Annotated in this window: 12 protein-coding genes; 3 read left to right on the top strand and 9 right to left on the bottom strand. The window is 62.6% G+C overall.

The features are described 5' to 3' along the window. From G552_RS14905 to G552_RS0106205, 3 genes are all read right to left on the bottom strand, one after another. Positions 1-231, bottom strand: a 231-nt coding sequence (locus G552_RS14905; protein ID WP_169447873.1) for a helix-turn-helix domain-containing protein, incomplete at its 3' end; no start/stop codon positions are given. Positions 232-424: 193 nt separating this feature from the next. Continuing rightward, positions 425-925 (bottom strand): DUF4384 domain-containing protein, encoded by a 501-nt coding sequence (locus G552_RS0106210; RefSeq protein ID WP_027882247.1) that lies wholly within the window; start codon positions 923-925, stop codon positions 425-427. Positions 926-970: 45 nt separating this feature from the next. Further along, positions 971-1,594 carry a ribonuclease HII gene (locus G552_RS0106205; RefSeq protein ID WP_027882246.1) on the bottom strand — a complete coding sequence of 208 codons (624 nt, stop codon included), beginning with the start codon at positions 1,592-1,594 and terminating at the stop codon, positions 971-973. A gap of 159 nt (positions 1,595-1,753) precedes the next feature. On the opposite strand from G552_RS0106205, the gene G552_RS0106200 reads away from it, so the two are divergent. Together G552_RS0106200 and G552_RS0106195 are read left to right on the top strand one after the other, a co-directional pair. Then, positions 1,754-2,884, top strand: coding sequence for a GGDEF domain-containing protein (locus G552_RS0106200; RefSeq protein ID WP_036270381.1), 1,131 nt, complete (start codon positions 1,754-1,756; stop codon positions 2,882-2,884). A 33-nt stretch (positions 2,885-2,917) separates the two neighbouring features. Then, on the top strand, positions 2,918-4,075 hold the full coding sequence (locus G552_RS0106195; protein WP_027882244.1) for a MalY/PatB family protein: 1,158 nt from the start codon (positions 2,918-2,920) through the stop codon (positions 4,073-4,075). Here G552_RS0106195 and G552_RS0106190 read toward each other — a convergent pair. Then, on the bottom strand, positions 4,072-4,899 hold the full coding sequence (locus tag G552_RS0106190) for an alpha/beta hydrolase (protein ID WP_027882243.1): 828 nt from the start codon (positions 4,897-4,899) through the stop codon (positions 4,072-4,074). The genes G552_RS0106195 and G552_RS0106190 overlap by 4 nt on opposite strands. A gap of 106 nt (positions 4,900-5,005) precedes the next feature. Between G552_RS0106190 and G552_RS0106185 the strand changes: the two genes are divergently transcribed. After that, positions 5,006-5,629: a TapB family protein gene (locus G552_RS0106185; RefSeq protein WP_027882242.1), complete on the top strand. Its 624-nt coding sequence runs from the start codon at positions 5,006-5,008 to the stop codon at positions 5,627-5,629. Here G552_RS0106185 and carA read toward each other — a convergent pair. From carA to argH, 5 genes are all read right to left on the bottom strand, one after another. After that, on the bottom strand, positions 5,626-6,792 hold the full coding sequence (gene carA, locus G552_RS0106180) for a glutamine-hydrolyzing carbamoyl-phosphate synthase small subunit (protein ID WP_027882241.1): 1,167 nt from the start codon (positions 6,790-6,792) through the stop codon (positions 5,626-5,628). The genes G552_RS0106185 and carA overlap by 4 nt on opposite strands. 59 nt (positions 6,793-6,851) lie before the next feature. Next, on the bottom strand, positions 6,852-7,949 hold the full coding sequence (locus tag G552_RS0106175; RefSeq protein WP_027882240.1) for a hypothetical protein: 1,098 nt from the start codon (positions 7,947-7,949) through the stop codon (positions 6,852-6,854). 501 nt (positions 7,950-8,450) lie between these two features. After that, positions 8,451-9,242, bottom strand: a complete 792-nt coding sequence (locus G552_RS0106170) for a hypothetical protein (protein ID WP_156890685.1) — start codon at positions 9,240-9,242, stop codon at positions 8,451-8,453. A gap of 156 nt (positions 9,243-9,398) precedes the next feature. Then, positions 9,399-9,938, bottom strand: coding sequence for an N-acetyltransferase (locus tag G552_RS0106165; protein WP_027882238.1), 540 nt, complete (start codon positions 9,936-9,938; stop codon positions 9,399-9,401). Continuing rightward, positions 9,935-11,326 carry an argininosuccinate lyase gene (gene argH, locus G552_RS0106160; protein ID WP_156890686.1) on the bottom strand — a complete coding sequence of 464 codons (1,392 nt, stop codon included), beginning with the start codon at positions 11,324-11,326 and terminating at the stop codon, positions 9,935-9,937. Before argH ends, G552_RS0106165 begins: the two co-directional genes overlap by 4 nt. Between the last annotated feature and the right edge of the window lie 8 nt (positions 11,327-11,334).

The raw sequence follows: 11,334 nt of genomic DNA, 5'->3' as shown, positions 1-11,334 counted from the left end.
GGCCAGGCCCTTTTCTTTTAGGGCTTTTTTCCAGCGGTGGTAGGTGGCCCGGCTGATCCCGACCAGGTCCTGGATCTCCTTCCAGCTCTTTTTACTTTCACGCAGGGCTTTGACCAGTCGGAGCTTGCGCAGACGTTCCTTGACCTCTGGGTCGCCTGCTTTGGCCTCGGCCAGCCTCTGTGCTTGTCTAGCGCCTTGCCATATCTCTCGGCCAACGGTGGTAAACTGCACCTGGGGAACCTCCTTTCTTGGTTGGTTCCCCTCTTTTTATCCCAGCTTAGAGTCTCACATGTGTTTGTCCGGGTTCAGGGCACCCTCGTAGGAAGTTTGTACCCAATGCAAAAAATGGTTTTGCAAAACCAGAATGCCAGCCCTTTACATCGCTCGAGCGGCCAGCAGCTTTTGTTTGGAAAAGGCTAGAACTCTAGCGAATATAGAAGAAGGTTTCAGCTACGTCGCGCACCCTCGAGCCGCTTTGCTGAATGTAGATCGAGGTTTGCTGATCCAAGCCTTGGAGGGTGTAGACACCGCGAAAGACCAAGCTAGCAGGATAGGGGGTATCGGTATAAATAGCCCGCACCCGTTGCAAGCCCAGCGGGGGGCGCAGCTCGTAGCGGTAGCCGGGAGGCCCAGAAAGCAGGTGGGTGCCGGGGTTAAGGTAGAGCCGGTCGAACTCGTAGGCCACCCCATCGGGGTCGAGGCCGACCAGGGTGAGGTAGCCAGGGCGGGTCAGGCTCACCACAAAGCGCACACTTTCGCCTACCCGGTAGCTGGCGCCTGGCCCTCGGTCGGGCTCAAAGCGGGTGATGACGGGGCTTAGCTCCAGCCCAAAGCGCAGGCCCACGCTTAGGCTCGAGCGCGTTCCCGGAACACAGCCCGCGAGCAGGCCCGCTAGTAAAGCCAAAAACAGGACATACCTACCCATGACGCCTCGCATTTTAGCGCACGGCCCTGGCAGATGGCCCCTGGCTCAAGAAAGGCTCAAAAGTGGCCTTTGGATTAGGGGAGCGAAGCTGCGCCGGTGTTGGGGGCAGGGGCCCAGCTCCTCTAGGGCTTTCAGGTGAGCGGGGGTGCCGTAGCCCTTGTGCTGGGCAAAGCCGTAGCCCGGATACTGCTGCTCGAGCTGCCGCATGTGCTCGTCTCGCGCCACCTTAGCCAGGATGCTGGCCGCGGCCACGCTGGGGCTATTTTGGTCGGCCTTGGGCGGAGCGCGGAAGAGAAAGGAGGCCTCCAGGTAGGGTTGCCATTCGGCCTGCCAGCGCAAATAGTCGGTGAGCAGGGCCTGAGGGCGAAGGCCCAGCTGGGCCAGGGCCCGGGTGGCGGCCAGGTAGGTGGCCTTGAGGATGCCCAGCCGGTCTATCTCTGTTGCTTCAGCCCACCCCACGCCCCAGGCCAGGGCTACCTGGCGAATCTCCTGGGCCAGCGCCGCTCGCTGCGGGGGGCTGAGGGTCTTGGAGTCGCGGAAGGGGTAGCCCTCTAGGCAAGGGGGTAGCACCACTGCGGCTGCTGTGACCGGCCCGGCCAGAGCGCCGCGCCCGGCCTCGTCCAGGCCGGCCACCCGCAGGCCCATCTGCCACCAGTCTCTTTCCAACATGGCTTCAGCCTAGCAAAAGTTGACGAAATAGCTTTGGGAACTAAACCTGAAGGGGTGGACCATGGCCGGTGGGCGCGGGATTGGCTGGGCAGCAGCCGATTACCTGATCGAAAATAAAGATAACCAGCGTTGATGGTAAAGTAGTTTTACCCTTTCCATATGCCCTTACGCCGCAGCCACCTGCCCGATCCCTACGCCACCCTAGAGGTGGCTGACCCCCTCGAGGGGCTGCGCCTGCGCCTTACCCTCTGGCTTTTGCCTATGGGAAGTGTGGCCGCCCTGACCGCCTGGAGCCTATCGGTTGTAGTTGGGCACCTTTCCTTTCCCGACCGCTATCTGCTCTGGCCCATGGCCTTGGGGTTTCTAGGGCTGGAGTTTTACCTCTGGCGTAACCCCCAGAGCATCCGCCTGGTTTGGCAGATCGCTTTGGGCATCATCGCTTTGTACGAAATTCTGAGCGTTTACTACGAGGCCGCTTACATGTTGCACCAGCGCAACGGCCTTACCCCGGCCCTGCTATGGTTCCCTATGGTCTACCTGATGGCCTTTGTGCTCTTTAGGCGTCGCCATGCTTTGTTTTTTTCCGTAGGCTACTTGGGACTGGGCCTATTGGTGGGGGTGGTGGGGGTCTGGCAAAGCCCCCCTCTGGGGGTTTCTGCCGTCAATACCGCGATGCAGTTCACTTTTTCCAACCTGGCCTATGTGCTGCTGCTTTACATTTTCGCTTATTTGCGGCGCCACTACGCCCAGATGCACCAGTTGGCCCACACCGATGCCCTGACCAGCACCACCAACCGGCGGGCCATGCAGGCCCGGCTCGAGGCCGAACTGGAGTGGGCCCGGCGCTACAACCGCCCCTTTGCCCTTTTGCTAGCCGACCTCGACCACTTCAAAAATGTAAACGACACCTACGGCCACTCGGTAGGCGACCAGGTTTTGCGCGAGGTTGCCCTGCGCCTGCAGCAGCACCTACGGGAGAGCGACACGTTGGCCCGCTGGGGCGGCGAGGAATTCTTGGTGCTGGCCCCGGAGACCGACCTGCACCAGGCCCAGCACCTGGCCTGGCGTCTGCTCGAGGCGGTGCGCGAGGCCCCCATGGCCGGGGTGCCGGTCACCCTCAGCCTAGGGGTGGCCTGCTACCGTGAGGGCGATAGTGTGGCCGCACTGCTGAGCCGGGCCGACGAGGCCATGTATCGGGCTAAAGCGGCAGGCCGCAACCAGGTGGTGCTAGAAGAAGGGCTCGAGGACGTCATCATCCCAGCCCACACCACGCAACCCGATGCCCAGTAGCCCAGGGGCTTACCCAAGCGATAAGCTTGGGCCATGCGGCTCGACGACCTGACTCCTTCCACCCTGCGCGACCCCTACGGCTACAGCCTCAAATGGCACTTCTTTCCCGAGGATGTGCTGCCCATGTGGGTGGCCGATATGGATTTTCCCATCGCCCCAGCCATCGTCCAGGGCGTCCTCGAGCGCTTGCAAGAGCGGGTGGGCTACCCTCAGATGAAAGGCGATCCTGCCCTCTTGCAAAGCATCCTCCAGCAGCAGGAGGCCCGTGGTCTGAAGGGCCTGACCCCGGACAACCTGCTGCTCACCACCTCGGTGGTGCCGGGGATTTACGCCAGCGTGCTGGCCCTGAGCAGCCCCGGCGACGAGGTGATTACCCAGGTTCCGGTCTATCATCCCTTTCTGAATGCCTTGCAGGAGCACCACCGCGTCGCCCGGTATAACCCCCTGCAACGCACCCCTCAGGGCTGGGCTATTGATTTCGACCAACTGGAAAGCCTGGTGACCCCCCGCACCCGGCTGTTGCTGCTGTGCAACCCGCAAAACCCCACCGGGCGCGTCTTCCGCCGCGACGAGCTGGAAAGACTGGCTGAGTTTGCCCTGCGCCACCGCTTGTGGGTAATGTCGGACGAACTTTGGGCCGACCTTATCTACGAAGGAAGGCACATTCCCCTTGCCTCGCTGGGCCCCGAGATCGCCCAGCGCACCGTCACCTTGACCGGCCCCTGCAAGGCCTACAACACTGCCGGACTGGGGGGTGGGGTGGCCATCAGCCACAACCCCCAGATTCTGGCTGCTCTGGCCAGGGTACTCAAAGGCCTGGGGGGGCACCCCAACGTGCTGGCCATGGCCGCCTGGCGGGCAGCTCTGGAGCACGGCCAGGCCTGGTTAGAGGAGGTGCGCGCCTACCTGCGGGGCAACCGCGACCTCATTACCGCCTTTGTGCAGCAACACCTGCCCCAGGTGGGCTACTGGCCCCCGGAAGCTACCTACCTGGCCTGGTTCGACTTCTCAGCTACCTTTGGGCCACGGGCCCACCAGGTGATGCTGGAGCAGGCTAAGCTGGGCCTCAACGATGGTCAGATGTTTGGGCATCAGTACCAGGGCTGGTTGCGCCTGAACTTCGCCACCAGCCGAGACCTGCTGCAAGAAGCCCTAGAGCGTATGGCCCGGGTAGTGCAGGCCCTTGCCTAGCCAAACAAAAAGCGCATCATAGCGGGAAAGCGCCGGGCCCAGTGGGCCTCGTGGTGCGCGCCCTGGGCGTCCTCCAGGTAGAGGTAGTTCAGGCCGGGCTGCCAGCCTTTTTGCAACAGTAAGCGGTGCATCCGCCGTACCCCTTCCAGATAGCGCTGGCTGCTGATTTGGGAGAGGGTCAGCTCGCAGCGGCCCACGTCCATGTAGAGCCGGCCCGGCACCTGCAGGGCCTGCGCCACAAAGGGATAGATGGCCCCGTCGGCAAACCAAAAGGCCGGGCTCACCGTCCCCACCTTGCCGAACACCTGAGGGTGAAGGTAGTAGGCGCACAGGCTGATAAAGCCTCCCATGGAGGAGCCCGCTATCCCGGTGTGCTCGCGCTCAGGCCGGGTGCGGAAGGAGCGGTCTATCAGCGGTTTGACCGTTTCCACCAAAAAGCGCAGGTAACGCGCCCCCTTGCCCCCGCCATGCCGGGGGTCGGGGAAGGGGCTGTACTCGTTTAGGCGCTCAGCGCCTTGGTTAGGGATGCCCACCACGATGACCTCGAGGCCCTCCTGGGCGAGCTGTTCCATGCTTTCATCTACCTGCCACTCCCCCACATAGCTGGTGGCCTGGTCGAAGAGGTTTTGTCCATCGTGCATATAAAGCACCGGGTAGCGCCGGTTGCTCTTGCGGTAAGAGGGCGGAAGATACACCAGGATATCGCGCTTGTTTCCCAGTTGGGGGCTGTGTAAATCCTCATAGACCAGTACCTCCCCGACCACGGTGTGGCCGGGGCTGGTGGGATGGGGTTGCCATACCTGGGGCTTTAGGGTGTGGTGCATTGGGGTATTGTATAGGGCCAGGGGCCAAAAGGGGGTCGGCCTTGACCAGCACCTTTGTGTAGGCCCGCTTCACATTGGCTTTGTGCGGAAGACCCAGACTAAGCATATGCGGCGCTGGGGGAGCATTGCCCTGGTTTGGCTGGGCAGCCTGGCCCTGACCAGTCCCTGCGCTAACCCTTTTTACCCCACCGACCCCAGCCTGCGCTGGCGCTACCGCAACCTGGCCAGCCAGGAGGTCTATACCCAGAGCTTCAGCCCGCTGGGGCCCTCGGCCCTGCTCGAGCGCCGCCAGTTTGCCAACCGCAGCGAGGCAGTGGAGTGGCGCTGCACCCCTACGGGGCTACAGGTCTTGCCAGCGGGTGAGCAGCCCATTCCGGGAGGGCAGGCACGGATAACTCGGCTGGTAGGTGTAGTTATCCCTGCTGCGGAGGTATGGCGGGTGGGAGGGCGCTGGCGCTACCGCTACGAGCTTAGGGGGCGGGTGGCTTTTTTCGATCTGAGCGGCCACCTCGAGGTGGACAACCGCATTGTGGCCAAGGAATGGGTGAGCGTCCCGGCGGGGCGTTTTGAGGCCCTGCGGGTAGAGGCCAGCTTCAAGGGGGAGTTCGGCATCCGTTTGGAGGGCCGGGCCACCTACTGGTTTGCTGAGGGAGTGGGCGTGGTCAAACAGGTAAGCGAGGGCAGTGTTGGCGGGGCCAGCGTGGAACTCCTCGAGTTTGGGCGGGGTTAGATACCTAAGCTGCCCACCCGCTGCTTCTCCACCGGGGCGCCGGTCAGACCGTTGAAGGCATCCACCTCCTCCAAGAAGCGGCGGAAAAGGTAGAGCGAGTCGTGCGGCCCAGGGCAGGCCTCGGGGTGGTACTGCACGCTGAAGACTGGGTAGCGCTGGTGGGCCATACCTTCCAAGGTGCCATCGTTCAGGTTGATGTGGGTGGGCCGGAACTCCTTGAGCGAGTCGGGGTCTACCGCATAGCCGTGGTTCTGGCTGGTGATCTCGATCTTGCCGGTAAGCAGGTTCTTGACCGGGTGGTTGGCCCCGCGGTGGCCGAACTTGAGCTTGAAAGTGCGCCCTCCAGCGGCCAGGCCCAAGAGCTGGTGGCCCAGGCAGATGCCAAAGGTGGGCAGAAGCCCCATCAGCTTCCAGAGGGTCTCGTGGGCGTAGCGGGGCATGCTGGGGTCGCCGGGGCCGTTGGAGACGAAGAGGCCATGGGGTTCCAAGGCCATGATCTGGGCAGGGCTGGTTTTGCCGGGTACCACGATCAGCTCGCAGCCCATCTCGGCCATGTAGCGCATCTGGGCGTGTTTGATGCCGAAGTCCATCACCACCACCCTGCGCCGGCCCCGGAAGGTGGGGAACTGGTAGGGCAGAGGCGTGGAGACCTCGGGGGTCATATCCCGTCCGTCGATGTCAGTCCAGCGGCGGGCCTCCTCGCGCAGGGCGGCCAGGTCGTCGGGGGTAAAGCGGTAGTCGGGCGAGCCAAGGTGGCTGGCGTGGGCAATCACCCCCTTCATCACCCCACCCTCGCGAATTTTGCGCACCAAAGCACGGGTATCAATGCCCTCAAGGCCAATCACGCCCGTCTCGCGCATGAACTCTTCCAGGCTCTGCTGGGCCCGGGAACCGGCGGCGTACTTGCTGAACTCCCGGGCCACAAAACCGCGCACCCAGGGGCGGTTGCTTTCCATATCGAAGACGTTCACCCCGTAGTTACCCTGGTGGGGATAGGTCATCACCACAATCTGCCCGTTGTAGCTGGGGTCGGTCAGGATTTCCTGGTAGCCGGTCTGGGCGGTGTTGAAGACCACCTCGCCCACGTTTTTGCCGCGGTACCCGAAGGCGTAACCGTGGTAGGTGGTGCCATCTTCCAGAACCAGCACTGCACGCTCTTTCATGCCCATCCTCACACTCGAATAAACAATATACTGGCTTTTTGCATTTATATACAGCCCCCTCAGCCCAGCAGCTTTTCCAGATACTCGCCCAGGGTTTTCTCGTTGACAAAGGTGAAGCCCCACTGCCGGCCTAGCTCGTCCAGGGTGCTCTCCGGTACCCCCAAAAGCAGGTAGACCACCTGCTTGGGGGGGATGCGCAGGTCGGTAGCGATGCGCTGGTGGCGCTCGAGGTTCTCCTCGTAGCCGCCGGTTTTGCACTCCACCAATAGCATCAGGCTGGGGGTACGCAGCAACAGGTCCAGCTCGAAGCGGTCACCGTTGGGGTAGAGTAGCACCGGGTTCAGCAGTAGGTCGTGGGGGATGTTGCGCCGCCGGAGGGCGAGCTGCACCACCTGGCGGGCGTAGCGCTCGAGCCAGCCCCCGGTGATGAAGCTGCGCACCCTGCCCTCGTCCACCAGCCGAGCGTAGATGCGCCGCTGCTTGGAGCTGTAGGTATAGCTTTTCAAAAGCCCGCCTTCCTTGAGCAAGGTGCAAAGCTGGGTGGAAAGCCCGATGTCCTGTTGGGCTAAGGAGGCCAAGGAGTACTGGAACTCGCCGTTGCCCTTGCCGGCAGCCTGCTTGAGTTTCTCGTAGAGGCCCTGTAGCTTCTCGAAGCGCTCGCCCAGGAAGCCGCTAATGCGCTCGAGGGTCTTTTCCTCGGCCTCGCTCAGGCCGTTGCGGCTTAGCTGGAGGCCCAGGCCCAGTTCCTGCACATACTCCGAGAGCCGCAACGAGGGCCGCTTGGCCTCGGGGGGGCGGGGGCTGGGGGCGGGGGCCGGGCCACCCCGGCGCAGGGAGCGCACCTCCTCCAGGATGGTGCGCACGGTCTGCAGGATGGCCTGCTCGGTCAGGCTTTCGCTGGGGTGAATCTCCAGGGCCAGCTCCTGCAGGCTGTTTGGGGCCCCCGGCAGCTCGGGCAGGGGCTGGTGGGCCAGCAGGGTTTTGGCCAGGTAGAGCTCGAGCTCGTCGCGCAGCCGCTCGCGGCACTCCTCGAAGGTGCGCCCCCGCACCATCAGGCCGGTCAGCCCAGGTACGGTGGCCTCGAGGAAACCGCCCTCGCTGGGCTTGTAGCTGGCTTGTTTTAAGGCGGCTGCAAGGTAGTCGGAGAGGATGCCCATACCCTCCTGATTCTAACCCAGCAGTTTTGAAGTGCTTTGAAGCAGCTTTCAAAAAGTGCTTCGCACATTGAAGGTCAGTACGGGAGTTAGTACGATGAGGTCGCCAAAGTAGGTGCCGCTGCTGGGTGTTGCGCAAGGGAGCGTGCTGGCAGAGAAGCTCGAGTTGGGCAGCCAGGGTTGCGTTGAAGAAACCGTGCAAGGTGCGCCATTAAAGTTAGCGCCAACAATGCCAAAGCGAGCATACACAGGGGCCGGGCTTGGCCCAGACACACCGCGCACAGTGGCTCTGAACTCCACTCTGGAGGAAACCTCACACCCTCGGATGACACCCGGCCCCACCACACCTACCGAGGCACTAGAGATGAAGCTGGGGTCCATCGAGGTTATGGGGCAGGCACCACTGCCACCTGGTATTTGCACGCCACAGCTTCCCTGGGAAAGCCCGATGGAGAGCAGAATAGCCAGCCCAGCCATTCGGAGATTGTTCAGCCAACCCATACATTAGCCCTCCTCGAGTACAAGATGAATGCGCTTTCCCTGGAAAATCAGCGGATTTCCGCCCAGGTCTGCCCCGAAATAGGTTGTATCTTGCTGGGAAGAGACCGATACTTCCCCTTCGGCCATTCGATACCTCCGGCCTGTCCTGACATCCAAGAAGCCCACCACCTGTCCCGTTTGGTCTTTCTGCGGTGTGAGAATGGATGTGTGTTCGAGGCTTATTCGGAGCCAATAAAGCTCCTCGACCCCCTCATAGGGCAGGGACGACAGCGGGGGGTTAAAGTCGTGGAACCACGCGGTGAATCCCCCGGCATTCCCACTTGGATCATAGGGTAGCCCATAGACGGGGGCCCAAACCTCCCCTATGTAACCGATGCCGGGCACCCAGAGGCCCCCTACATACCAGTCCGCAAGCTCACGCTGGGCTGCCAGAACCTCCCAGGGCTTTGGTTGGTCAAGGCCAACCCTGCGCCAGGTTTCCAAGGCCGCCTCCTTGCTCCAGTCGAGGAGGGTTTTTGCTCGGTGCAGCTTGAGGTTTGGAATCCTGTCTTGCCTAAAATGGCCCTTGGCGTCCAAAAAGTATGTGCGGTATGGTTCTCGTCTAAGGTCTTCGGCAAGGAGACGCAGATGGTCGGGGTCAGTCAGACCCTTCAATACCTGTTCTGCTGTTCTTTCCCACAGCACCTTTTGTGAATCCTCCCATGGCCGGGGATTAGATTTTTCAAACTCCGAGACCCGGGTGCAGGCGACAGCAACTGTCGCCAAGATAAGAAGCAAAAGCGCTACCCTCAACATGCCCTCCTCTCCTCAGATTGACACGAGTGGAAGATAGCCTCTCCCAATACTAAGCTAGGTGGCCCCGCCTATCTTGATAGGCGGGGCCACCTCTCTTTTGAGGGCACGGAACGAAGACGCACCTTTATCCAACACCTAGGTGCTTGTCTAACGGGCTTAACTCCGCCGGTAGGCGTTCCTTTCATCCAGCACCTTGGTCACCCCAATTTCGCGGCAGTTGTCGTAGAAGGGGCAGGCGCTGCACTCGGCGAAAACCTTAGGCGGCAGGGCCTCACGGGTGGTCACCTGGTAGCCCAGGCTGGTAAAGAAGCGCACCTGCAGGGTCCAGGCGAAAATCTGGGGGATGCCTAGGTCCTTGGCCTCGCGCTCGGCGGCCAGGGCCAGCCAGCGGCCCAAGCCCTGACCCTGGCGGTCGGGGTGAACGGCCAGTCCCCGCACCTCGGCAATGTCGTGCCACAGGATGTGCAAAGCCCCGCTGCCCACGATATGCCCGTCCTCGTCTTCCAGCACGAAAAAGTCGCGCAGGTTTTCGTAGAGGTGGTCGTGGCTGCGTACCAGCATCAGGCCGCGCTCGGCCCAGTACTTGATCAGGGTGTAGATAGCCTCTACATCCCTCATGTGGGCCTTGCGCAGCTCCACGTTGGCATCCCAGCGCACCTTGGGCAGAATGGTGGTTCCCAGTTCGATTCCCTTCAAGCTTCCCCCTCCAACTCGGCTTTGGCGGTCTTTATGGCTTCTCTAACAGCCTCGGGTGCGGTTCCTCCGTAGCTTCGTCGGCGGTGGATGGCGCTCTCGAGGTGGGTCAGGGCCAGGGCGTCCTCGGCGAAGAGGGGGTGGAAGCTTTGTAGCTCGGCCAAGGAGAGCTGGTGTAGCTCCTTTCGCTCTTCTAGGCAGTAGCGCACCAGACGTCCCACCACGTGGTGGGCCTCGCGGAAGGGCAGGCCGCGCTCGGCTAAGTAGTCGGCCAGCTCGGTAGCCAGGGCAAAGCCCGAGGCCGCAGCCTGGCGCATGGCCTCAGGGTGCCATACCAGTCCCGGCAGCATGGCCGCCAGAAGGCGCAGCGAGGCCCGGTAGGTGTCCATGGCGTCGAAGAGGGGCTCTTTGTCTTCCTGTAGATCCTTGTTGTAGGCCAGGGGTAGCCCTTTGCTGAGGGTGGCTAAGGTGACGAAGCTACCCAGTACCCGCCCCGCCTTGGCCCGGATAAGCTCGGCATGGTCGGCATTTTTCTTCTGGGGCATGATGGAGGAACCGGTGGAGAAGGCATCGGGCAGGGTAGCGAAGCCGAACTCGAGGGTGGTGTACAAGACGATCTCCTCGGCCAGACGGGAGAGGTTGACCTGGCCGATGGTGAGCGCCGCCAAGGCCTCGAGTACAAAGTCGCGCGAGCCTACTGCGTCCAGTGAGTTGCGCATGGGCCGTGCGAAGCCGAGGGCCTGGGCCGTGGCCTCTCGGTCGATGGGGAAGCCGGTGCCGGCCAGGGCAGCGGCTCCCAAGGGAGACTCGTTGAGCCGGGCGCGGGCGTCCTTAAGCCGGCCAGCATCGCGCGAGAGCATCTCGTAGTAGGCCATGAACCAGTGGGAAAGCAGGAGGGGCATGGCCCGTTGCAGATGGGTGTAGCCGGGCAGGATGAGGGGGGGCTCGAGGTAGCGCTCAGCCTGGGCCAGCAAAACCCGGCGCAGGGCCTTTAGGTCCTCCAGGGCCCCGTCCAGCTCCTGCCGCAGCCACAGGCGCAGGTCGGTAGCCACCTGGTCGTTGCGGCTGCGGGCGGTGTGCAGCTTGCCCCCCACCGGGCCTACCAGCTCGGTCAGGCGGGCCTCGAGGTTCATATGCACGTCCTCCAGCTCTTCGCGCCAGGGGAAGCGCCCCTCCAGAATTTCCTGGCGCACAGCCAACAACCCCTGACGAATCTGCTCGGCCTCCTCAGGGCTGAGGATGCCCTGCTGGCCGAGCATCGCCGCATGGGCCAGCGAGCCCTCAATATCCACCAGCGCCAGCCGCCGGTCGAAGCGCAGCGAGGCGTTGAACTCCTGGGCAATCTGGCTGGGTGCTTGGCTGAAGCGGCCCCCCCAGGTTTTCTGGGTCACATCCCGGC

This window comes from Meiothermus rufus DSM 22234 (assembly GCF_000423425.1).
Lineage (GTDB): Bacteria > Deinococcota > Deinococci > Deinococcales > Thermaceae > Meiothermus > Meiothermus rufus.
Note: the sequence above shows the minus strand (reverse complement) of the source record. Positions and strands in the feature narration are given on the sequence as shown.

What these genes read in the sequence shown, in the direction of transcription:
- G552_RS0106170 (WP_156890685.1), bottom strand. Translation starts at nt 9,242, where the DNA reads ATGTTGAGGGTAGCGCTTTTGCTTCTTATCTTGGCGACAGTTGCTGTC.
- G552_RS0106210 (WP_027882247.1), bottom strand. Translation starts at nt 925, where the DNA reads ATGGGTAGGTATGTCCTGTTTTTGGCTTTACTAGCGGGCCTGCTCGCG.
- carA (WP_027882241.1), bottom strand. Translation starts at nt 6,792, where the DNA reads ATGAAAGAGCGTGCAGTGCTGGTTCTGGAAGATGGCACCACCTACCAC.
- G552_RS0106205 (WP_027882246.1), bottom strand. Translation starts at nt 1,594, where the DNA reads ATGTTGGAAAGAGACTGGTGGCAGATGGGCCTGCGGGTGGCCGGCCTG.
- G552_RS0106175 (WP_027882240.1), bottom strand. Translation starts at nt 7,949, where the DNA reads ATGGGCATCCTCTCCGACTACCTTGCAGCCGCCTTAAAACAAGCCAGC.
- G552_RS0106200 (WP_036270381.1), top strand. Translation starts at nt 1,754, where the DNA reads ATGCCCTTACGCCGCAGCCACCTGCCCGATCCCTACGCCACCCTAGAG.
- G552_RS0106190 (WP_027882243.1), bottom strand. Translation starts at nt 4,899, where the DNA reads ATGCACCACACCCTAAAGCCCCAGGTATGGCAACCCCATCCCACCAGC.
- G552_RS0106195 (WP_027882244.1), top strand. Translation starts at nt 2,918, where the DNA reads ATGCGGCTCGACGACCTGACTCCTTCCACCCTGCGCGACCCCTACGGC.
- G552_RS0106185 (WP_027882242.1), top strand. Translation starts at nt 5,006, where the DNA reads ATGCGGCGCTGGGGGAGCATTGCCCTGGTTTGGCTGGGCAGCCTGGCC.